The 23,141-nt window shown below is 64.6% G+C and carries 18 protein-coding genes and 1 tRNA gene; 13 read left to right on the forward strand and 6 right to left on the reverse strand.

Annotation, left to right across the window (positions count from 1 at the left end; all coding sequences use genetic code 11):
* Position 1: 1 nt before the first annotated feature.
* The 4 genes from AR323_RS13185 (at position 2) to AR323_RS14880 (ending at position 2,555) form a co-directional block, all read left to right on the forward strand.
* Complete coding sequence (locus AR323_RS13185; protein WP_161808761.1) at positions 2-262, forward strand: hypothetical protein; 261 nt, start codon at positions 2-4, stop codon at positions 260-262.
* 29 nt (positions 263-291) lie between these two features.
* Positions 292-648 carry an acyl-CoA thioesterase gene (locus tag AR323_RS13190; RefSeq protein ID WP_057884474.1) on the forward strand — a complete coding sequence of 119 codons (357 nt, stop codon included), beginning with the start codon at positions 292-294 and terminating at the stop codon, positions 646-648.
* A gap of 231 nt (positions 649-879) precedes the next feature.
* Positions 880-2,295: a dihydrolipoyl dehydrogenase gene (gene lpdA, locus AR323_RS13195; protein WP_057884438.1), complete on the forward strand. Its 1,416-nt coding sequence runs from the start codon at positions 880-882 to the stop codon at positions 2,293-2,295.
* 95 nt (positions 2,296-2,390) lie between these two features.
* On the forward strand, positions 2,391-2,555 hold the full coding sequence (locus AR323_RS14880; protein ID WP_161808762.1) for a hypothetical protein: 165 nt from the start codon (positions 2,391-2,393) through the stop codon (positions 2,553-2,555).
* On the opposite strand, the gene AR323_RS13200 is transcribed toward AR323_RS14880, so the two are convergent.
* Positions 2,552-3,751: a CaiB/BaiF CoA transferase family protein gene (locus tag AR323_RS13200; RefSeq protein ID WP_057884439.1), complete on the reverse strand. Its 1,200-nt coding sequence runs from the start codon at positions 3,749-3,751 to the stop codon at positions 2,552-2,554. The two genes, AR323_RS14880 and AR323_RS13200, sit on opposite strands and share 4 nt — an antisense overlap.
* A gap of 10 nt (positions 3,752-3,761) precedes the next feature.
* Positions 3,762-4,562 (reverse strand): crotonase/enoyl-CoA hydratase family protein, encoded by an 801-nt coding sequence (locus AR323_RS13205; RefSeq protein WP_057884440.1) that lies wholly within the window; start codon positions 4,560-4,562, stop codon positions 3,762-3,764.
* Positions 4,563-4,643: 81 nt separating this feature from the next.
* Here AR323_RS13205 and AR323_RS13210 point away from each other — a divergent pair, with 81 nt between their 5' ends.
* A complete protein-coding gene (locus AR323_RS13210; protein ID WP_057884441.1) occupies positions 4,644-5,795 on the forward strand; it encodes an acyl-CoA dehydrogenase family protein in 1,152 nt (383 codons plus the stop codon).
* Entirely contained in the window at positions 5,792-6,505 is a 714-nt protein-coding gene (locus tag AR323_RS13215; protein ID WP_057884442.1) for an acyl-CoA dehydrogenase family protein, read from the forward strand. The genes AR323_RS13210 and AR323_RS13215 overlap by 4 nt, the downstream gene beginning before the upstream one ends.
* 19 nt (positions 6,506-6,524) lie before the next feature.
* On the opposite strand, the gene AR323_RS13220 is transcribed toward AR323_RS13215, so the two are convergent.
* The 3 genes from AR323_RS13220 to AR323_RS13230 form a co-directional block, all read right to left on the reverse strand.
* Positions 6,525-7,943, reverse strand: a complete 1,419-nt coding sequence (locus AR323_RS13220) for an alpha-amylase family glycosyl hydrolase (RefSeq protein WP_057884443.1) — start codon at positions 7,941-7,943, stop codon at positions 6,525-6,527.
* A gap of 4 nt (positions 7,944-7,947) precedes the next feature.
* Positions 7,948-9,456, reverse strand: coding sequence for an MFS transporter (locus AR323_RS13225; protein ID WP_057884475.1), 1,509 nt, complete (start codon positions 9,454-9,456; stop codon positions 7,948-7,950).
* A gap of 118 nt (positions 9,457-9,574) precedes the next feature.
* Complete coding sequence (locus AR323_RS13230; RefSeq protein ID WP_057884444.1) at positions 9,575-10,612, reverse strand: LacI family DNA-binding transcriptional regulator; 1,038 nt, start codon at positions 10,610-10,612, stop codon at positions 9,575-9,577.
* Positions 10,613-10,823: 211 nt separating this feature from the next.
* Between AR323_RS13230 and AR323_RS13235 the strand changes: the two genes are divergently transcribed.
* The 7 genes from AR323_RS13235 (at position 10,824) to AR323_RS15185 (ending at position 22,916) form a co-directional block, all read left to right on the forward strand.
* Positions 10,824-13,607: a TonB-dependent receptor gene (locus AR323_RS13235; RefSeq protein WP_057884445.1), complete on the forward strand. Its 2,784-nt coding sequence runs from the start codon at positions 10,824-10,826 to the stop codon at positions 13,605-13,607.
* A 193-nt stretch (positions 13,608-13,800) separates the two neighbouring features.
* Positions 13,801-15,258, forward strand: a complete 1,458-nt coding sequence (locus AR323_RS13240) for a tryptophan halogenase family protein (protein ID WP_057884476.1) — start codon at positions 13,801-13,803, stop codon at positions 15,256-15,258.
* Positions 15,255-17,102 (forward strand): alpha-amylase family glycosyl hydrolase, encoded by a 1,848-nt coding sequence (locus AR323_RS13245; RefSeq protein ID WP_083495438.1) that lies wholly within the window; start codon positions 15,255-15,257, stop codon positions 17,100-17,102. The genes AR323_RS13240 and AR323_RS13245 overlap by 4 nt, the downstream gene beginning before the upstream one ends.
* Positions 17,099-18,727: an alpha-amylase family glycosyl hydrolase gene (locus tag AR323_RS13250; RefSeq protein WP_235510633.1), complete on the forward strand. Its 1,629-nt coding sequence runs from the start codon at positions 17,099-17,101 to the stop codon at positions 18,725-18,727. Before AR323_RS13245 ends, AR323_RS13250 begins: the two co-directional genes overlap by 4 nt.
* Complete coding sequence (locus AR323_RS13255; protein ID WP_057884446.1) at positions 18,724-20,778, forward strand: glycoside hydrolase family 97 protein; 2,055 nt, start codon at positions 18,724-18,726, stop codon at positions 20,776-20,778. Before AR323_RS13250 ends, AR323_RS13255 begins: the two co-directional genes overlap by 4 nt.
* Positions 20,775-22,271, forward strand: coding sequence for a tryptophan halogenase family protein (locus AR323_RS13260; protein WP_057884447.1), 1,497 nt, complete (start codon positions 20,775-20,777; stop codon positions 22,269-22,271). Before AR323_RS13255 ends, AR323_RS13260 begins: the two co-directional genes overlap by 4 nt.
* A 105-nt stretch (positions 22,272-22,376) precedes the next feature.
* Entirely contained in the window at positions 22,377-22,916 is a 540-nt protein-coding gene (locus AR323_RS15185) for a Flp family type IVb pilin (protein WP_235510635.1), read from the forward strand.
* Between the two features lie 63 nt (positions 22,917-22,979).
* On the opposite strand, the gene AR323_RS13265 is transcribed toward AR323_RS15185, so the two are convergent.
* Positions 22,980-23,055: transfer RNA gene (locus tag AR323_RS13265), tRNA-Lys, on the reverse strand.
* Between the last annotated feature and the right edge of the window lie 86 nt (positions 23,056-23,141).

Here is a 23,141-nt window from a genome sequence, read left to right on the forward strand (position 1 = left end):
AATGTTAGAATCTGTGGGCCTTGGCGGCGATGGCGACGAGATCGACGCGGTAGAGAAGGCATTTGCGCGGTTCGGCATCCCGGTGCCCTACGATGACGCTCCGAACTGGGTGACCGTCGGGGATCTTTGGGCAAGCCTTCTTCGCTTGCTTCCGAGAGCTGCCGAGCAGCCGGACGCCTTTTTTCGATTTTGCCGCGACCTTTGCGATAAGCCGGGTACCGATCCGCATTTGATCGATGAAAATTCGAGATTGATACTGTGAGTAACGACCCCCTCATCCGCGTCACCGCGATGCCGGCGGACACCAATCCCTACGGCGGGGTGTTCGGCGGGTGGCTGATGAGCCAGATGGCGCTCGGCGCGGGGGCACTGGCGAGCCGGGTGGGGCGGGGCAGGGCGGTGGTGGTATCGGCGACCGATTTCGCCTTTCCCGGCGCAATGGCTGTGGGGGACGAGCTCAGCGTCTATTGCGAAATCGCCGCCACCGGCACCACCTCGCTCACCATTGCCGCAGAGGGTATCGCCCGCGAGCGCAACGGCGAGGCGACCACCAAGGTCTGCAGCGGTACGTTCAAGTTCGTGCTGCTCGACGACGACAACCGCCCGCGCGCGGTGAATGAGGCCGCTCTTTTGGCGAACGACGGATGAGCGTTTTCCTACTCCTCCCCGGTTGTGCCATGCCACTTCGTAAGTACGCCCGATCCGGACATTCCTATCCGACCGCTTGCGAACGCCTGGCCTTCCATTCGCGCCAAGCGGAAGGTGACAATCGAGACACCCGTTCCGGGGCGTTTCACCGAGGGTGGAACTGCTTCCGGACGTTATCGAAAAACACCCCCGATCGCTGTGACGGGGGGCATATTCAGAGACAGGTTTCCCATGGCTGACACCCAATACGACGTCATCGTGCTCGGAAGCGGGCCGGGCGGCTATGTCGCGGCGATCCGCTGCGCGCAGCTCGGCCTCAAGACCGCGATCGTAGAGCGCGAGCTGCTCGGCGGCATCTGCCTCAACTGGGGCTGCATCCCGACCAAGGCGCTGCTGCGCTCGGCCGAGATCAAGCACTACATGGATCACGCCAAGGACTATGGCCTGAAGGTCGCCGGAGCGATCGAGGCGGACCTCGACGCGGTGGTGAAGCGCAGCCGAGGGGTGGCCAAGCAGCTCAATCAGGGTGTCACGCACCTGATGAAGAAAAACAAGATCGCGGTGCACATGGGTGAGGGCGTGCTGACCGGCCCGACTTCGCTCACGCTGAAGGGCGAGAAGGGAGAGGAAAAGCTCTCCGCCAAGCACGTGATCGTCGCCACCGGCGCGCGGGCGCGCGAATTGCCGTTCGCGAAGGCCGACGGCAAGCGCGTGTGGACCTATCGCCACGCGATGACGCCCACGGAGATGCCGAGCAAGCTGCTGGTCATCGGCAGCGGCGCGATCGGGATCGAGTTCGCCAGCTTCTACAACGACATGGGCAGCGATGTGACCGTCGTCGAGATGCTCGATCGGATCGTCCCGGTTGAGGACGCGGACGTTTCCGCCTTTCTCGAAAAGGCGCTCACCAAGCAGGGCATGACGATCATGACCGGTGCGGGCGTCGAGGACCTGAAGGTCGGCGCGAATGGCGTAAAGGCGAAGATCAAGGCGAAGGACGGCAAGGTCACCGAGACCGAGTTCAGCCACGTGATCGTCGCGGTCGGCATCGTGCCGAACACCGAAAACATCGGGCTCGAAAAGCTGGCTGAAATGGATCGCGGCTTCATTCAGATCGACCCCTACGGCCGCACGAAGTCGAAGGGACTGTGGGCCATCGGCGATTGCACCCCTGGCCCATGGCTGGCGCACAAGGCGAGTCACGAGGGCGTCACCGCCGCCGAGGCGATTGCGGAGGAACTGGGCAACAAGGACGTGCATCCGCACCCCCTCGACCGCAACAACATCCCCGGCTGCACTTATTGCCATCCGCAAATCGCTAGCGTGGGTCTGACCGAGGCGAAGGCGAAGGAAGCCGGCTTCGCGGTGAAGGCGGGGACTTTTCCCTTCATCGGCAACGGCAAGGCCATCGCGCTGGGCGAGGCGGAAGGCTTCGTGAAGACCGTGTTCGACGCGAAGACCGGCGAACTGCTAGGCGCGCACATGATCGGCGCGGAGGTGACCGAACTGATCCAGGGTTATGTGGTCGGCAAGACGCTGGAAACGACCGAAGCCGAGCTGATGAACACGGTGTTCCCGCACCCCACGCTCAGCGAGATGATGCACGAGAGCGTCCTCGCAGCTTACGGTCGCGCGCTGCACATTTGAGGGCGGGCCGTTCGTCGCAAGTCGCTGCAATTCGTCGCAAAATCGGGGAACGGAGCACAGAGCAGGACCGTTGGGGCGGTGAGAGGAGTCGCCCGATGGAATTCGAGATCGAGGAACGTCCGCAGCCCGACGCCATGATCGGCTATCGCTATTCGGATCGCTTCGTCAGCCCGCAGCGCGAGCGCAAACGGGCGATCCCGATCAGGCCGGACCTGATGGACCGCGCGATCTTCATTCCCGACGAAGAAGCAGGCTCCTAGCCCACGATCCCAAGCCCTCGAAGCCGGACGATCTCGTCGTGTTCGAGGTCGAGGATTTCGCCGAGGACTTCTGCTCCATCCTCTCCTGCGCGGGGCGGGGCAGCGCGATACGATGCGGGCGAAGCGGATAGCTTGGCGGGAAACCCGACGAAGCGAACTTCGTTACCATCTTGCCGCTCGAGTTGGCCGACCAGTTCGCGTGCCCGAACTTGCGGATGATCGAGCGCCTCGGGCACCGTGTTGACCCGTCCGCTCGGCACGCCTGCATCGTTGAGCGCAGTCACGAGATCGTCGGACGACCAACCGGCGATAATCGGTTCGATCTCCGCCAGCAGAGCCGCGCGGTTCGCCCCCCGCGCACTCATCGCGGCAAACCGCGGATCTTCGGAGAGTTCGTCCCGGCCCAGAACGCGGCACAGCTTGCGGTACTGCCGGTCGTTGGCCGTCGCGATCAGGATGTCGCCGTCGGCGCAGGCGAAGACCTGGTACGGCACGATGTTGGGATGCTGGTTACCGAGTCGCCTCGGCTCCGGCCCGCCGTTGAGCCAGTTCGCTGCCTGGTTGCTCATCAAGGCGACCTGCGCGTCGAGCAGGGCGAGATCGATCCGTTGCCCTTCGCCGGTCCGGTCGCGGTGGCGCAGCGCGGCGAGGATGGAAATCGCGGCGTAGAGCCCGGTGGTGAGATCGCTGATCGGTACGCCGACCTTGGTGGGCGGCCCGTCGGCATCCCCGGTCACGCTCATCAGACCGCTCATGCCCTGGATGAGGAAATCGTATCCGCCGCGGTCTTTCTCAGGTCCGGTCTGGCCGAACCCGGTGATCGAACACCAGACGATGTCCGGCTTGATCGTCCGCAGGTCGTCGTAATCGAGACCGTACTTCGCGAGGCCGCCAACGCGGAAATTTTCCACCACCACATCGCTTTGGGCAGCTAGCCGGCGAATGAGGTCCGCGCCTTCGGTAGAAGCGATGTCTATCGCGATCGACCGCTTGTTGCGGTTGGCGCAGGAATAGTAGGCGGAGTCCTGCGATCCCGACAGAAAGGGCGGCCCCCACGCGCGGGTATCGTCCCCCGCGCCGGGCTGCTCGACCTTGATTACATCGGCACCCAGATCGCCCAGGACCTGCGTGCTCCACGGGCCCGCCAAAACGCGCGACAGGTCGAGAACGCGGATGCCATCCAGCGCGCCGGTCATTCCGAAACCCTCACCGGTCTCGGAACTCTGGCGCGCGCTTGCCGAGGAAAGCGTCGATCGCCTCCTCGTGGTCTTCGGTATGATGCGAAAGCGCCTGATAGGCTGCGGCCATTTCCAGATGGTTCGGCAGCTTCTGATCCATCCCTTCGCGCATCAAACGCTTCGCCATCCGTGTTGCGTGTCCCGGATTGGCCGCGATGGCCCGTGCGATCTCCTGCGCGCGCGGCAGCACCTCGACTGTAGGCACGACCTCGCTGGCAAGCCCGTAGCGCAAAGCGGTGGCGGCATCGATCGTCTCGCCCGTCAGCGTCATGCGGCTCGCATTTGACAGTCCTACGACCCGGGGGAGCAGCCACGCCCCGCCACCGCCCGGAATGATGCCGAGCTTGACATAGCTTTCGGCGACCAGCGCGTCGTCGGCCATCACCCGGACGTCGCACATCAGCGTGATATCGAGTCCGAGACCGATCGCATGGCCGTTGATCGCGGCGACAACCGGAACCTCGAGTTCCCACAGCGCCTTGCCGATCGTTTGCACCGTCGTGCGGTAATGGGTGCGCTGGTCGAACGGCGAACCCGCGAACAGGCCCGTCTTCTCGCGCATCGACTTGACGTTGCCGCCTGCACAGAACGACTTTCCTGCGCCGGTTAGCACCATTGCGCGCACAGTCCGGTCGCGGGCGAGGCTTTCGGCGAGGGCGACGAACTCGGCGCTCTGTTCGGGATCGGTAATGGCGTTGCGATCGTCCGGGCGATTCATTGTCACGGTCAGGACGGCACCGTCGCGCTCGATTGTCAGGAAGTCGTTCATGCATCTGCCTTAGTCAGCACGCTTTATAGCCGCAATGCGCGGGATTGCAGCGCGCCTCGGTCTGCCCCAAACAGAGTGCGCGTGTTCGATACCCTGTCCCTTGCCACCATCCCGCCCGAAGACGAGGCGCTGCGTCCAAAGGTGCGTACCTTGGCGATGGAAGCGGTCGCCGGCATGCCGCTTGATCGCCGCGCGCGCTCATGGATGGGCTTCGATCCGGCGTTCAGCCGCAAGTTGGGCGAAGCCGGACTGCTCGGCCTGACGCTCCCCACGGAATACGGGGGAGCGGGGCGCGGGCCTTTCGCGCGCTTCGTGGTCGTCGAAGAACTTCTCGCGGCCGGCGCGCCGGTTGGAGCGCACTGGATCGCCGACCGCCAAAGCGCGCCGCTGATTTACAACTACGGCACCGAAGCGCAGCGGCGCGAATACCTGCCGCGCATCTGCCGGGGCGAGGCGCTGTTCTGTATCGGGATGAGCGAACCCGGCGCGGGTTCCGACCTGGCGGCGGTCCGTAGCAGGGCGGAGCGAACGGGCGAGGGCTGGCGCCTCAACGGCCAGAAATTGTGGACCACCGGCGCGCAACACGTCGATTACATGATCGCGCTCGTGCGGACGTCCGGCGGTCCCGAGGGCCGTCATGCGGGGCTGTCGCAATTGATCGTGCCGCTCGACAGACCCGGCGTATCCATCCGTCCGATCGAGGACCTCGCGGGAGACTCGCATTTCAACGAGGTTTTCTTCGACGATGTCGATCTGCCCCCCGATGCGCTGATCGGCGAGGAGGGACAAGGCTGGGCGCAAGTGACCGCCGAACTTGCGTTCGAGCGCAGCGGACCGGAGCGAATCTATTCCAGCCACGTCGTGCTCGACGCTTGGATCGAGCACCTGAGAAAGGTGGGCCGCGCTGACGATCGAACCGCAGCAATCGTTGGCGGCTTGATTGCCCGCCTCGCTACTTTGCGCGCCATGTCGCTTGCCTGCACCGGTCGGTTGGCGGCTGGCGAAAGTCCGGTCGTCGAGGCATCGCTGGTCAAGGATCTTGGCACCTCCTTCGAGCAAGAACTTCCCCTCGCGATCGCAGACGATCTGGCTGCGCACCCGCAAGAGAACCCCGATCCGGAGATCGTTGCTGCGCTTCGATACCTCACGCTCGTCGCGCCCAGTTTTTCGCTGCGAGGGGGAACGCGCGAGATACTTCGCGGAATCATCGCACGGGGCATGGGCCTGCGATGAGCGAATACCTCGCCCCGTTCGAAGCGATGCTCGATACGCTGTTCCCGCCCGGACGCGTTCGAGCCATCGACGCTGGAGCTGACTGGTCCGATGAACGAGCGGAAGTCGAGAAGTCGGGTTTCCTCGAAGCGCTGGCTTCGGAAGACGGTCTGCCAATCGGCGATGTCGTAACGCTTTGGCGTGCGCTGGGTTATCGCGCCGCGCCGCTCGCAATCGGCGAGACCATGATCGACCGTTCCGAACAAGACGCTGACCTCGCAAAGCCGCTATTGTTGGCTGCGGCCATTTCGGGAGCGGCGGACCGCGTGCTTTCGATGACCGTGGATCACGCGAACCAGCGCGTGCAGTTCGGCAAACCGATCGGACGCCAACAGGCAGTTCAGCAGCAACTCGCCGTCATGGCGGAGTATGTCGTCGCGGTGCGCATGTCCCTTGACCTTGCATCCAGTGGCGATTGGCCGACCGCCGAAAAGGCGGCGCTGGCGAAGGTAGTGGCCGCGATCTACGCGCCGCAGATCGCCAATGCGGCGCACGCGGTTCACGGCGCGATCGGGATCAGCGCCGATTACGACCTGCAGCTTTACACCCGGCGCCTCCACACCTGGCGCCTCGAAGGCGGCGGTGAAACCGCATGGGCCCGGAAACTCGGGGGCTCGATTCTCTCTGCATCCGACAGCTCGCTCGATTGGATGCGCCGCTTGCTTTTCTGAGAACGGTCGACATCCTTCGTTAGTCGGCGGAGGCAGCGCCGTTTCTCGCGAGCAGCCGGAAACCCCATGCCGGAAGCGAAACTTCGTCCCCTGCCTTCAGCGTTATCGAAGTTCCGGTCCTGAATTCTCTGTAAGTTCCGGCTGCGTGGGCATCGGTCAGCCGCGCAGTTACCGGCTGCGCAGACAGGTTGAACAGGCCGACGACCTTGTTTCCCTTGTCCTCGCGCACCCATGAGAAGAGCTGCTTGGGCTTGTCCGAAAGAACCGCACTCATCCGCGCGCCCCATGCCCCGTTCGACAGCACGGGATTGCCTCGGCGGAATGCGATGAGGTCCTTGATCAGGCTGCCGACGTCGCAGCCTTGCAGCTTCGACCAGTCGATGGGGTCCTTTTCGAAGAACTCAAGCCGCTTGGCATTGCAGGCCTCTTGACCGTTGTGGACCATAGGCAGCCCCTCACCGGCAAAGGATAGCGCGACGAAAGCCGGCAGAGCATCGCCGAAATTCTCGTACTGGGTTCCTTCCCACGCGTTGCTGTCGTGGTTTTCGATATAGGTCAGCCGCATCGCCCGGCGCGGCCATGCACTCTCGTTCTCCGCGTAGTAGCCGTAAAGCGATGTTGCATCGCCTTTGCCCTGCGCGATGTTCTTTACGGTCGTGTGCCATTCCCAGGCATAGACCGCGTCGAACGCCTTGCGGGTCATCTCGCTCGATTTCCATTCGGCGAGCATGAAGACCGGTTTGATCGCGTCGAGGCGCGCCCGTTCCGTTTCCCAGAAGTCTAGCGGAACATAACCCGCAACGTCGGCACGGAATCCATCGACATCGTAGTCGCGAACCCACATTTCCATCGCCTCGCCCACGTGCTGGCGCACGCCCGGTTTCGACCAGTCGAGATCGATCACGTCCGACCAGTCCCACCAGGGCGTGGGGCGGAAATTGCCCTGCCAATCCTTTTCGTACCAATCGGGGTGCTGCTTCGCGAGCTGGTTGTCCCAAGCCGTGTGGTTGGCGACCCAGTCGAGGATGACCTTGAAGCCTTGCGCGTGGGCGGCCTCGACGAACGCCTTGAATTCGGCCTTGGTGCCGAATTCGGGGTTCACGTCGTAATAGTCCTTTACCGAATAGGGACTTCCCAACGTGCCCTTGCGGTTCTCCGCGCCAATCGGATGGATCGGCATCAGCCACAGCACGTCGACGCCCAGTTCCTTCAGGCGCGGCAGTTCCTTTTGCGCGGCTGCGAAAGTGCCCTCTTTCGTGAACTGGCGGGTATTGATCTGGTAGAGGACGGCATCCTTGGCCCAGGCGGGGCTCTCGACGGTCGAATACTCCGCGGGCTGCCAGGCGTCCTCGGCCGGTTCCTCGACGGTGCCGGTCATGGCCCAGCCGGCAGTGCCGACGGCAAGCGCCGCAGCGGCGGCGAGGAGAATGCGCTTCATCGAATTAGCTCCTGTTGGGAATGGCGGCGGCAACGCGGCCCATGGCGAGCGCGGCGACGAGCCAGCTTGCAGCGGCGAACAGCATCGTCCAGATCGGCTCGCCCGGGAACAGCGCCTTCATGATCGTGCCCATCGCGGTTGCGACCAGCAGTTGCGGCACGACGATGAAGACGTTGAACAGGCCCATGTAGATGCCGAGTTTGGCCTGCGGCAGATTGCTGGCGAGGATGGCGTAGGGCATCGCAAGGATGCTGGCCCAGGCGATGCCGATTCCGACTTCGGCCAGCAGCAGAACCTGCGGATCGCGCACGAAGAAGAACATCGCGAACCCGATCGCGCCCAGCGTCAGACAGATCGAATGCGTCCGGACCTGGCCCACTCGCCGGGCCAGCCATGGGAGGAGGGCGAGTGCTGCGATCGCAGCAACCCCGTTGTAGACGGTGAACAGCACGTTCACCCAGTTGGCCCCTTCGTTGTAGGCCGCGCTGGCGGTGTCGGTGCTGCCGTACACATATTGCGTCACGACCGGCGTGGTGTTGATCCACATGATGAAAAGTGCGCTCCAGCTGAAGAACTGGACCAGCGCGAGACGCTTCATGACTTCGGGCATTCCGGCGAAGTCGCCGACGATCTGGGCCAGCATCCCGTTCGTCCGGCCTTGCTTGGCGAGCGAGATCGCTATTGCGCTCAGCACGCCGTATCCCGCGAGCAGGCCGCCGAGGAGATACACCTCCTTCTCGAGCCCGAATACGCCGACCGCGAGCGCGACCGCGGCACCCACCGCAGCCCATGCGAGGCAAGATAGATAGGTCCGCGCCGCCAGAGCGCGGACGGGATGCACCGCTTCCTCTTGGGGATGGCCGGCGAAGGCGGCTTGCTCTTCCGGACTGTATTCCTTCGTGGTCAGTACGGTCCAGAGCACTGCAGCAAACAGCGCCAGTCCCCCGGCCCAGAAGCTCCATTTGACGGTGTCGGGCAAACGTCCCTCGGGCGCTATGTTCGAGACGCCGAGAGCCTCGAGTAGATACGGAAAGATCGACCCGACCACTGCGCCTGCGCCGATGAAAGCGGTCTGGACCGCGTATCCGGCGGAATGCTGGTCGGTTCGCAGCATGTCGCCGACGAATGCGCGAAACGGCTCCATCGATACGTTGAGGCTCGCGTCCAGCACCCACAGCATCGCCGCGGCGAATACCAGCGGGGCGGCAAGCGTGGGCGCCAGCGGCATCGCGAAGAGTGCAAGTGCGGAGAGGATGGCGCCGGCCAAGAAGTACGGGCGCCGCCGACCCAGACGATTCCACGTCCTGTCGCTCATGTGTCCGATGATCGGCTGAACGAGCAATCCGGTCAGCGGGGCGGCGACCCACAGCGCCGGCAGATCGTCCATGCTGGCCCCAAGCGTCTGGAAGACCCGGCTCATGTTGCCGTTCTGCAGCGCGAATCCGATCTGGATCCCGAAGAAGCCGAAGCTGATGTTCCAAAGGCCCGCAAAGCCTTGGCGCGGCTTTTCCATCGCGCGAAAATCCTTCCCGTTGACGGGGCGGATCGGGCCGCCCTCTTGCGCAACGGGCTGGCGCAAATGGCGAATTGCCGCAACACACATACGAATGTGTTGGGCGAATGCGGTGGCCTCAGCGCGTCGCCGTGCTTTCGCGAATGACCAGCTTGGTCGGGAGACGGGGATCGGGACGCGGAGTCCCGGCAATGTCGGCAAGCAAGGTGTCCACCAGTCGCTCGCCGGCCCCGCGCATGTCCTGCATGATCGTCGTGAGCGGCGGTCGCGTGAAGCTTGCTGCGGGAATATCGTCGAAACCGATTACCGCGACGTCGGCCGGGACCGATCGACCCGCCTGAGAAAGCGCGCGCATCGCGCCGATCGCGATCAGGTCCGATGCGGCAAAGATCGCGTCGAAATGCGCCCCTCCGGCGATCAGAGCTTCAGCGGCGGCATAGCCCGCTTCCTCGCTCGTGAGCGCATTGTGCTGGAGGGCGGGATCGGGAGACAGCCCGGCCGCGCGCATAGCGGCGCAAAGCCCGTCATAGCGGCTCGCGAACTCGGGATAATGGCTGTCCGCATGGCCCAGAAAAGCGATGCGTCTGCGACCTCGCTCGATCAGATGCGCGCCGGCGATGCGTCCGGCTTCGACGTTGTCCGAACCGATCGTTCCGCCACTTGCGTCGGACGAAACAGAACCCCACCGCGCGAAGTGGGTGCCCTGCCGGCGGAGCTGCTCGAGGCGCTGCTGGTATATCGTCCAGTCGCCATAGCCGAGCAGGATCAGCCCGTCGGCGCGGTGAGAATCCTGGTACTGAACGTGCCAGTCGTCCTCGAGCCTCTGGAACGAGATGAGCAGGTCGAGTCCGCGATTCGCCGCCGCGCGGGTAATCGAGCCGAGCATTGCGAGGAAGAACGGATTGATCATGCTCTCGTCGGGAGTCGGGTCCTCGAAGAATAGCAGCGCAATGGTGTTCGAGCGTTGTGAGCGGAGCGAACTGGCGTTCTTGTCGACCGTATAATTGAGTTCGCGAGCGATGGTCTCGATCCGCTCGCGAGTCGCCGGGCTGACCGAGCGATCCCCGCGCAACGCACGGCTGACGGTCGGCTGGGAAACACCCGCCAGATAGGCAATATCGAAGCTTGTCGGCCTCCCGGTGGGTAAGCGGCCCATCTCTACTCCCTGATCGGAGCGAAACTTATGACGCGCGCACGCGAATGGGAAGCCGGTGCGAAAGGTGGGACCGCGGGTGTCGCAAATCGGCCACAGCGGTGATGCTGCACTGCACAAGCATACGTATACCGGCTTCCGGACAGGCCCTTCGCGCCCGTATGGGACCGGCGAGAGCGGCGCTTTGACGGCGCCCCGAGGGGAGAGATCGATCGTGACACTTCGCACCACCATCATCCGCGGCGTCAGCGGAACGGCTCTGGCATTCGCGCTGGTCGGCGGTTTCGCCCCGGCGGCGTTCGCCCAGAGCACGACCGGTGCCAGCACCAATACCGATCCCAACGCGACCACCACTGCCGAAGATACCGCGCCGGCCGACCAGGAAGCCGATCCGAACCAGATCGTCGTCACCGGCTACGGCGCCAGCCTCGCAAACGCGGTGAACACGAAGAAGGGCGCGGAACAGATCGTCGAGGCGGTGAACGCCGAAGATATCGGCAAGCTGCCCGACGCCTCGATCGGCGAATCGATCGCCCGTCTTCCCGGTCTCACCTCGCAGCGCCTCAACGGCCGCGCCAACGTGATCGCCATCCGCGGTTTCGGCCCGGACTTCTCGCAGACGACCCTCAACGGCCGCGAACAGACGACCACCAGCGATAACCGCTCGGTCGAGCTTGACCAGTACCCGGCGGAAATCGTCAACCAGGTCGTCGTCTACAAGTCGCCAAGCGCCTCGCTCGTCGGTCAGGGCCTCGTCGGCACGATCGACATCCGCACGATCCGTCCGCTCGAGACGGGCAAGCGCATCCTGGCGGTCGGCGCGCGCGGCTCTTACGCCGATCTCGGCAAGCTCAACGCCGGATCGAAGGACCTGGGCTACCGCGTTAATGCGACTTACGTCGACCAGTTTGCCGACGACACCCTCGGCGTCTCGCTCGCCGCGTCTTATGTCGACGAGCCCTATCAGTTGCAGGAATTCAACGCCTGGGGTTACGCCGGCGACGGTTCGGCGGCCAGCCCGAGCGTGATCGGCGGGTCGAAGTCCTACGTCACCTCGACCCAGCTCAAGCGCCTCGGCGTCAACGGGACGGTTCAGTACCAGGCCACCCCGAACATGCGGCTGACGCTCGACGGGTTCTATTCGAACTTCAACGACGACCAGTCGAAGCGCGGCATCGAACTGCCGCTCGGCTTCGGTGCATTCGGCACCACCACGTCGATCACGACGGTCGAGGACGGTTTCGCGACGGCGGGCACGTTCGGCAACGTGCGCGGCGTCGTGCGCAACGACATCTTCCAGCGCAAGGCGGACCAGTATTCGGGCGGCTTCAACGTCGATTACGACGGGGACGACGGCTGGCATGCGTTCTTTGACGTCGGCTATTCGCGCACCGATCGCAACGAACTGAGCCTGGAAAGCTACGCCGGCACCGGCTTCAATGGCGACGACACCGGCAACGGCGCGGCCGCCACGATCGGCTTCCAGTCGGGCTCGACCGGAACCGTGTTCAGCCCCTCGCTCGACTACAGCGATCCCAGCCGCATCTTTCTCACCGACCCGCTCGGTTGGGGCGGCGGCGCCGTGCCGCAGGCCGGCTATTCGAACAACCGCATCATCAACGACGAGCTGTGGCAGTTCCGCACCGAGATCGAGAAGGAGCTCAACGGCGGCTTCCTCTCGAGCGTGCAGGTGGGCATGAACTACACCCGCCGCGAGAAGACGCTGACCCCGGACGAGGCTTTCATCCGCCTGCCGGGCACCGCGACGCAGGTGGCGCTTCCGTCGCAGTACCAGCTGCGCTCGACGAACCTGGGCTACCTCGGGCTCGGCCCCATCCTCAGCTACGATGCGCGCGACCTCATCGCGGGCGGCGTGCTGGTGCTGGAGCCGCGGGTGACAACCGGCCCCAATGCCGCGAACGACGTTCTGGGCAAGGGCTACACCGTCAACGAGGACCTGCTGACCGCCTACCTCCAGGCGAACATCGAGGCGCAGCTCGGCGCTGCCGACCTCACCGGCAACATCGGCGTCCAGGCGATCAACACCGAACAGAAGTCCACCGGGTTCGTATTCCCGGCGGCCGGTCCGCTGCTTCGCACGCTCGGCGACGATTACTGGGACGTCCTGCCCAGCCTCAACCTGTCGCTGCGCCTGCCCAGCAACACCGTGCTGCGCTTCGCCGCGGCGCGCGAGATCATGCGTCCCCGCCTCGACGACATGCGCCTGTCGATCGGCTACGGCATCGATGCCTCGGTGCCCGGCGGCCTGATCCGCGGCGGCGGCGGCAACCCGTACCTGCGCCCCTACCGGGCCAACGCGGTCGACTTCAACGTCGAGCAGTACTTCGGCACCGGCGGCGTCGTCGCGCTCCAGTTGTTCTACAAGGACATCAAAAACTACATCTTCAACGGACGCATCCCGTTCGATTATTCGGGCTTCCCGACCCCGACCGGTGCGGCGGCCTACCCGAACCTGCCGGCGATCGGCACGCTCGACGCTCCGGTCAACACCGGCGGCGGCGATCTTTACGGCGGCGAACTGGCGGTTACCCTGCCGTTCTCGACCTTCAGCAGCGCGCTCGAAGGGTTCGGCATCACCGGCGGCGCGGGCTACACCAAGACCAATGTCGAGGATGCAAACGGCAACGAGACGCAGATCCCCGGCTATTCGAAGTGGGTCGTGAACGGCACCGCGTACTTCGAGAAGTACGGCTTCAGCGCCCGCGCCAGCGCGCGCTACCGGTCGACCTTCCTCGGCGACTTCACCGGCTTCGGCGGTTCGCCGACGCGCCGGACCGCGCTCGCCGAGACGATCATCGACGCGCAGATCGGCTACGATTTCCAGCCGGGCAGCGCGCTCGAGGGCCTGTCGCTCTACCTGCAGGGACAGAACCTCACCGACGAACGGTTCGCCTCGGTGGGCGCGAACCGCAACCAAGTGATCGACTACCAGATCTACGGTCGCCGGTTCCTGGCCGGTTTCACGTACAAGTTCTGACGAATGGGGAAAGCGCGGCCGGTGTTCGACCTGAATATCGGCCGCCGCGATCCTGCCAAACCTTGTAACGTCGCCGCGCGCGGGCCAGGCTGGCCCCGGCGGCGCCCGGACGACCGACGAGCGGGGGAGCGCATCCGTGCCGACTGACAGGTTTGAGACCATCGTGATCGTCGGCGGGGGAACCGCCGGCTGGATGGCCGCGGCCGCGCTATCGCGCTTTGCCCCGCACCTCTCGATCACGCTCGTCGAAAGCGACGCGATCGGCACCGTCGGCGTCGGCGAAGCGACCATTCCGCAAATTCATCTCTTCAATTCCGCGCTCGGTATCGACGAGGCGGAATTCGTCCGCGAGACTCGCGCGACCTTCAAGCTGGGCATCGAATTCGCCGGCTGGACGCGCGACGGCGACAGCTACATGCACGCATTTGGCGCGATCGGGCGCGGGGCAGGGCTGATGCCGTTCCACCAGCTTTGGTTGCGGGCGAAGTCCGAAGGGTTGGCCAAACCGCTGCAACGCTATTCGCTCAACGAACTGGCGGCCCGCACGATGCGGATGCGGATGCGGATTGGGCGCAGAGTGCCCGAAACGCCCGAGATGCCGTACGCCTATCACTTCGATGCGGGGCTCTATGCTGGTTACCTGCGGCGCATTGCCGAGGGCAATCGCGTGGTGCGGCACGAAGGCAACATCGAACGAGTCGAGCGTGACGGCGAGAGCGGCGACATCGTCGCGGTTCTGCTCGACGGCGACCGTCGGATTGAGGGCGATTTCTTCATCGATTGCACCGGTTTTCGCGGGCTGCTGATCGAGGGCGCGCTGGAAACTGGTTACGACGACTGGACCCGCTTTCTACCCTGCGACCGGGCGCTGGCGGTTCCGTGCGAAAGCGGTGGCGACTTTACTCCCTATACCCGATCGAGCGCCCGCAAGGGCGGCTGGCAGTGGCGCATCCCGCTGCAGCATCGGATCGGCAACGGCATGGTCTATTCCAGCGCCCACTGGTCCGATGATGAAGCGGCCGATGCGTTGCTCGCCAATCTTGACGGCGTGCCGCTCGGCGATCCCCGACCGCTGCGCTTCACCTCCGGCAAGCGCCGCAAGCACTGGAACCGCAATTGCCTGGCAATCGGCCTGGCCGCCGGTTTCATGGAGCCGCTCGAATCAACGAGTATCCACCTGATCCAGAGCGCGATCAGCCGTTTTCTCGCGGTGTTGCCGAAAGGGGTTCCCGACCCGGCGATGGTCGACTGGTTCAACACGCAGGCCGATTTCGAATGGACCCGCGTGCGCGATTTCATCGTGCTGCATTACCACGCGAACGATCGGCAGGGCGAAACGCTATGGGATTATTGCCGCAATAATGAGCTGCCAGACAGCCTCGCGGTCAAGCTGGACCAATGGCGCGGAGCCGGTCACCTTCACCGCGAGCACGAAGAGCTGTTTACCGAGGTGGGTTGGTTCCAGGTCTTCGCGGGACAGGAAGTGGCGGCTCGCAGCCATAATCCGCTCGCTGAAGCCATGCCTCTCGCCGACTTGAAGAGAAAGCTGGACGAAATCGAAACAAGTCTCGTCGCGGAAGTTCGCCAGATGCCCAGGCATATCGACGTCGTACAGTCGCTCGTCGGCCAGTCTCCGAGTGCTGCGGCATGATGCGGCGGCTTGTTCCCGCGATGGCGGTCCTCGCCGCGCTGCCCGGTTGCGCGGTTGCCCAGGACGAGGTCCAGTCTGCGTCCCCATCACCGGTGGCCGAATTCCGTCTGCGCGCCCCGGCAGAGGAGGTCGTCTACTTCGTCCTGCCCGATCGGTTTGCCAATGGCGACACAACCAACGACCGGGGAGGGCTGACGGGCGATCGGCTTGCGACCGGATTCGATCCCACCGCCAAGGGGTTCTTCCACGGCGGCGACCTCAAGGGGCTGACTGGCAAGCTCGATTACCTCGAAGGCATGGGCGTGACCGCGATCTGGTTCGCGCCGATCTTCAAGAACAAGCCGGTCCAGGGACCCAGTGGAGACGAAAGCGCGGGTTATCACGGCTACTGGGTGACCGACTTCACCCAGCCCGATCCGCACTTCGGAACGCGCGCGGAGTTCAAGGCCTTCGTCGATGCGGCGCATGCACGCGGGATGAAAGTCTACATGGACATCATCACGAACCACACCGCCGATGTCATCCGGTATGCGGATGGAGACGCGACCAACTACGAGTATCGCAGCAAGGGCGACTATCCCTATTCGACGCGCGGCAGGGCCGATGGACCCGCGATCAATCCGGGTTTCGCCGGCGACGAGGATTCGAGCGAGGCCAATTTCGCGAAGCTGGTCGACCCGGCGTACGCCTATGTTCCGGTGGTCCCCGCAGGAGAGAAGGACGTCAAGGTTCCGGCCTGGCTGAACGATCCGATCTACTACCACAACCGCGGCAACAGCTCGTTCACGGGTGAGGACAGCCGGTTCGGCGACTTCTCCGGCCTCGATGATCTGTTCACCGAACATCCCCGGGTTCGGCAGGGAATGATGAATATCTACGGTGCCTGGATCGATGATTTCGGCATCGACGGCTTTAGAATCGACACTGCACGGCACGTAGACCCCGGTTTCTGGCAGGAGTTCGTGCCCGCCATGCTGGATCGGGCCAAAGCGCGGGGCATCCCGAACTTCACTATGTTCGGCGAAGTCTACAAGGACGTGCCGCAGAACGGATACATCGCGGAATACACCCGGCGCGACAAACTGCCGGCGGTGCTCGACTTCGCGTTCCAGGCGGCGATGCGCGAGCTGCTGGGGCGCGACAAGGGCACGGTCGTGCTGGCGCACATGTTCGACGGCGACGTGCTGTACGAAGGCGGCGAGGAGGCCGCGCTCAACCTGCCGACATTCCTCGGCAACCACGACATGGGGCGCTTTGCCTGGTTGCTGAAGGCCGACAAGCCCGAGATCGGGCAGGACGAGCTGCTGGCCCGCGTCAAGCTGGGCCACGCCATGATGATGACGCTGCGCGGCGCGCCGGTCGTCTATTACGGGGATGAGCAGGGCTTCGTCGGGGACGGCGGCGATCAGCTTGCCCGCGAGGACCTGTTCCCGTCGAAGACCGCGGTTTACAACGACAACGACCTGATCGGCACGGACGCGACGACGGCGCAGGCGAACTTCGACCAGACGCATCCGATATACCGGCTGGTCGCCGAATTCGCTGCACTTCGCAAAGGCCATGCAGCACTGCGCAAGGGGCGCCAGGTCGTTCGGCACTATGAGCAGGAGGCCGGGGTGTTCGCGGCCAGCCGCTTCGATCCGGCGAACGGCGCAGAATACCTGCTGGTGTTCAATACCGCCGCAGCGGAAAAGCGTGTCAACGTGACGCTGGGCTACGACGCTCGCGCCTTCGAGACGCTGGCGGGCACGTGTCCCGCCAAGGTGACCGCACCCGGCAGTGCGGCATTCACGGTGCCCTCCTTCGGCTGGGCGGTCTGCCGTGTCTCGGAGACCGCGCGGTGAGCCTGGCCGAATCCCGGCCGCAGACTGCACGCGCGTCGGCCGACGACCAGCCATGGTGGAAGGGCGCGACGATCTATCAGATCTATCCGCGCAGCTTCATGGATTCCAACGGTGACGGGATCGGTGACCTGCGCGGAATCGCAATGCGCCTCGACCATGTCGCGTCGCTGGGCGTGGATGCGATCTGGGTCAGCCCCTTCTTCGCCTCGCCGATGAAGGATTTCGGCTACGACGTGGCGGACTACTGCGATGTCGATCCCATATTCGGGAACCTCGCCGATTTCGACGCGCTCGTCGCCCGTGCGCATGGGCTGGGGCTGCGGGTCCTGATCGACCAGGTCTATTCGCACACGTCCGACGAACATCCGTGGTTTGCCGAAAGCCGCCAGGACAAGCACAATGCCAGATCGGACTGGTATGTCTGGGCCGATGCCAAGCCGGATGGATCGCCGCCGTCCAACTGGCAGTCGGTCTTCGGAGGGCCGGCATGGACATGGGACGCGCGGCGCGGCCAGTATTACCTGCACAATTTCCTGTCGAGCCAGCCGCAGCTCAACCTGCATAACAGGCAGGTCCAGGATGCGGTGCTGGGTGTGATGCGGTTCTGGCTGGAGCGCGGGGTCGACGGGTTCCGTATCGACGCGCTCAATTTCGCGATGCACGATCCGCAATTGCGCGACAATCCGCCCGCGCCGGCGACCGACCGCCCGCGCACGCGACCGTTCGACTTCCAGATCAAGAAGTACAACCAGTCGCACCCCGACATTCCGCGTTTCATCGAACGGATACGCGCGCTGACGGATTCGTTCGGCGCGACGTTCACCGTCGCCGAAGTCGGCGGAGATGAGGCCGAAGCGGAGATGAAGTCGTTCACCCACGGCGATACCCACCTTCATTCCGCTTACGGGTTCAACTTCCTCTACGCCGACCGGTTGACCCCGCAGCTCGTCTGCGGTGCGCTGGCGCAGTGGCCCGACGAGCCGGGTACCGGCTGGCCGAGCTGGGCGTTCGAAAACCACGACGCGCCCCGTGCCGCGAGCCGCTGGTGGAACGAGGAGGACCGCTCCGCCGGCGCGCGGATGAAAACGACCCTGCTCGTCGCGCTCAGGGGCAACGTGATCCTCTACCAGGGCGAGGAACTCGGCCTCGAGCAGGTCGAAATCCCCTTCGAGCAGCTTCACGATCCCGAGGCGATCGCGAACTGGCCGCTGACCCTCAGCCGCGACGGCGCCCGGACGCCGATGCCCTGGATCATGGAAGCGCACGATCACGGTTTCGGAAGCCATAGCGCGTGGCTGCCCATCGGCGAGGCCAACGCCTTGCGGGCGGTCGACGCGCAGGAGGCCGATTCGCAATCGCTGCTGCACCACACCCGCGCCATGCTCGCACTGCGCAACAGCCGCCCGGCGCTTCGCTATGGCGCGGTAACGGCCTGCAAGGCGGACGGGGACCTTCTAATTCTGGATCGCGAAGCCTCGGTTGACCGGGTTCGGGTCGTGGCAAATTTCGGCAGGGAGACGATCGAATTGAACGAGCAACAGGGCGCAGGCGAGGTGCTTGCCGCGATCAACGGTGCAACGTCGGGAATGCTTCCGCCATTCGGCGCATTGGTGCTCGCACGATGAGCGGACGGACATTCCTCGTGACCGCGCTGGCGATCTGCGGCTCGCTGGCGCTGCCGACCGTGGCCCTTCATGCCGAGACGGTGGCATCGCCCGATGGGCGGATCGTCGTCACGCTCGATGCCGATGGCGAGGGCGTACCGTTCTACGAGGTTACGCGCGCCGGCAAGCCGTTGATCGCCCGCTCGCAGATCGCCTTCAACTTCACCGACGAAGATCCCTTGCGGCGCGGACTCAAGATCGAGAGCATCGCGCGCGGAGCGGCGGACACGCGGTGGGAGCAGCCCTGGGGCGAGCGTCGCTTCGTGCGCGACCGTCACAACGAACTGGCGGTCACCTTCGTCGAAACCCGCCCCGATCCGCGCCGCTTGACCGTTCGCTTCCGCGTGTTCGACGACGGGGTTGGCTTCCGCTCCGAGTTTCCCGGCCGCGCCACAAAGCCCGAGACTCGGATCGCCGAAGAACTGACCGAATTCGTCATCGTGCCCAAGGGCACGACGTGGTGGATCCAGGCAGGCGACTGGAACCGCTACGAGCAGATCTACCAGCAAACGCCGATCGATGCCGTGTCGATGGCGCACACCCCGATGACCGTGCGGCTGGACGACGGCACGCACATGGCGTTCCACGAGGCCGCCCTCGTCGACTATTCGGGCATGTGGCTCCAGCGGCTGACCGGGCAGCGCTTTCGTACGCATCTCTCGCCCTCGAGCCGGGGCGCGAAGGTCGTTCGAACCGGAGCCTTCAACACCCCCTGGCGCTCGATCCGCATCGCGGATGGCGCAGCAGGGCTCGTCCAGAGCGATCTCGAGCTCAACCTCAACGAGCCGAACAAGCTGGGCGATGTGAGCTGGTTCAAGCCGGCCAAATACATCGGCATCTGGTGGGGCATGATCAGCGGCAAGTGGAGCTGGGCGCAAGGTCCCCAGCACGGCGCGACCACCGCCCGCACCAGGGAGTACATCGACTTTGCCGCCAGGCACGGGTTTCGCGGCGTTCTGGTCGAGGGCTGGAACGTCGGGTGGGACGGCAACTGGTTCGGCAACGGCCGGGACTACAGCTTCACGCAGTCCTACCCCGATTTCGACCTGAAGGCCGTTACCGACTACGCTCGCAAGAAGAACGTGCGCCTGATCGGGCATCACGAGACCGGCGGAAACATCGACGTCTACGAACGGCAGCTCAACGATGCGATGAAGCTTTACGGCGATCTGGGCGTCGATGTCGTGAAGACCGGCTACGTCGCCGACGCGGGCGGAATCATTTCGTGCAACGCGGATATCGCGCTGCCGTGCGACACCCAGGTCATGGAATGGCACGATGGGCAGCGGCAGGTTCAGCATCACCTGCGCGTGGTCGAGGAAGCGGCGAAGAACCGTGTCGCGGTCAATCCGCACGAGCCGGTGAAGGACACCGGGCTTCGGCGCACCTATCCCAACTGGGTCGCCCGCGAAGGGGCGCGGGGGCAGGAATACAACGCCTGGGCTCCGTTCAACAACGGACCGGAGCACGAACCGACGCTCGTCTACACGCGCATGCTGTCCGGACCGATGGATTACACACCCGGCGTGCTGAGCGTGACCGGCGGCAACGGCGTGCCGATGGCATCGACCGTCGCCAAGCAGCTCGGCCTATATCTCGCAATCTATTCGCCGATCCAGATGGCGGCCGACTTCATCGAAAGTCTGGCCGCGCACCCTCGCGAACTGGAATTCATCAAGGCGGTGCCTGCGGACTGGGCCGAAAGCCGCCTGATCGCAGGTGAAGTGGGCGATTACGCGATCTTCGCCCGCAAGGATCGTGTAAGCGAAGACTGGTACGTGGGCGGGATCAACGACGCGACGGCGCGAGAGGTTACAGTCACGTTCGACTTCCTCGACGAGGGCAAGAGCTATGCCGCGACGATCTGGAAGGATGGCGAGGGCGCTACTTACGAGACCGAGGCCCGTCATCGCATCGCCTATGACAGGCGCACAGTGAAGAAGGGCGACAGCCTGACCCTGTGGCTCGCACCCGGCGGCGGTGCGGCGGTGCGCCTCCAGCCCGGGAAATGAGCGACAAGGCCGTTCCGCCCCGCGTCGTCGTCCTGGGCGGCGGCAGCGCGGGGTGGATCACGGCGTGCCTCATCCACAAGGAGTGGGGCCATCGCGGCGGCTCCGTCACGCTGGTCGAAAGTCCCGAGATCGGCATTATCGGCGTGGGCGAAGGGTCGACGCCGCAATTGAAGGCGTTGCTCGATCACCTCGGGATCGACGAGGCCGCGTTCATGACGGCCTGCGACGCGACCTACAAACTCGGTATCCGGTTCACGGGGTGGAGCGAGCGCCCCGGCTTCGAAAGCTACTTCCATCCGTTTCCCGGCCCGGTCGACCTGCACACCGAACCCGACTTCGTGGCCAACTGCGCGCTTGCCCGCCGCGGGTTCGAGGTCCCTGCGTTGCCCGACGACTGGTTCCTTGCGGCGCGTTTGGCCGACGGAAGGAAAAGCCCCATTCCGGGACCCGATTTTCCGTTCGGGCCGAGTTATGGCTATCACTTCGATGCCTACAAGCTCGGCGCATTCCTGCGCGATTGGGCGGTGCCGCGCGGGGTCGTCCACAAGGCGGCGAAGGTGGCCGAGGTCGCGCTCGATGGTGCTGGCGACGTCGCTGCACTGATGTGCGAAGGCGACGAGCGGATCGAGGGCGACGTTTTCGTCGACTGTTCGGGGTTCGCCGCGGTCATCGCCCAACGCGCGCTCGGCGGCCGGTTCATCCCGTTCGAGGAGAACCTGTTCAACGACCGGGCGGTGGTGATGCCGACGCCGCATTCCGCTCCGTACCGTCCGCAGACTGACGCGGTCGCCATGTCGGCGGGGTGGCGCTGGTCGATCCCGCTCACGACCCGCGTCGGGAACGGCTATGTCTATTCGAGCAAGCATATCTCGGACGAAGCGGCCGAAGCGGAATTGCGCGCGGCGTGCGGAAGCTCGGCGGACGCGCGGTTCCTGAAGATGCGCGTGGGCCGGATGGAGCACTCGTGGCACCGCAACTGCCTTGCCGCCGGGCTGTCGCAAGGGTTCATCGAGCCGCTGGAAGCCACCGCGCTCCACATCGTCATCTCGACCGCGCTGGAGTTCGTGCGTGCGTTCGAGCGAGGGGGATCTACCGGCGAACATCGCGATCGGTTCAACGCCGGTGCGGCAGCGCGATACGACGGCATCAGGGACTATATCGTAGCGCATTACCGTATGAGCCAGCGGACCGACACGCCATATTGGACAGCGAACCGCACCAACCCCAACCTGTCGGACGAGCTGAAGGGCATGATCAACGCCTGGTTCACCCAGGCCGACATCGCGGTCGCGAACGCAGAAAGCTATACGGAACCGCCCTATTCGCCGATGAGCTGGCACGCGCTGTTCGCCGGCTACGGGACATTTCCCGACCCCGATAAGATGCGCGCTCTGCCGAACGGCGCGATCGGTGCGGACGCAGAAGCGATCGCGCGGATGCTGGATGCCTGTGTTCGCAACTTTCCAGCGCTTCCCACCCCGGATCCGCATTGAAGGTTAAGGGAGTTGCCGAAGATCGTTAGCCGGGTTAGTATTCCCGGGCGTACAGCAAACTGGCGCGGTCGCATCCTGAAACTTCCATAGAGAGTTCACCGGACGATGCGACGTTTCCTGACAGACGAGAGCGGTGCATCCGCTGCCGAGTATGCGCTCATCATCGCCCTGGTCGGTGTTGGTCTCGGCGGTGCAGCCTTCGCCCTTGGCAACAACATCACCGCCGCAATCGGCAACACCGCGAATGAAGTCTCCCTCACCAATGCGGGAGGTTCCAGTGGATCAGGTGGAGCCGGAACTGGCGGATCGTCCGGCGACTCGAGCTCAGGTGGCGGCACTGGCGGCGGATCGACCGGCAACGATGCGGGATCGGGCGGATCGGGGACCGGCGGGGACTCCTCGGGTGGCGGCACATCGGGTGGTGGTGATACCTCCGGCGGCGGCACATCGGGTGGCGGCGACACCTCAGGAGGCGGTACGTCGGGGGGTGGAACGTCCGGTGGCGATACATCGGGCGGCAGCGGGAACAACGGGAACGGCCAAGGCGGAAGCGGAGGCTCGGGCAGTGGCGGTGGTGGGGGCGGCGGCGGAACCCAGGTGCCGAAATGCACCGGCAAGAACCCGCCAAAGGGCTGCATCCCCTAAGACAAACCATCCGCGGCAGTGATTGCTAGACCACCGGATTTGTAGCCGAATATATAGGGATGATGGTGGACGCACTAGGGCTCGAACCTAGGACCCGCTGATTAAGAGTCAGCTGCTCTACCAACTGAGCTATGCGTCCGTACCGTCAGCTTGGGGCGCCGTTCGCGGTGCCCCGAATCGTCGGGAGAGGCGCATATAGCGCCCCTTTCGCGGATGCCAAGTGCC

The sequence above is a fragment of the Tsuneonella troitsensis genome (assembly GCF_001441535.1).
GTDB lineage: Bacteria > Pseudomonadota > Alphaproteobacteria > Sphingomonadales > Sphingomonadaceae > Tsuneonella > Tsuneonella troitsensis.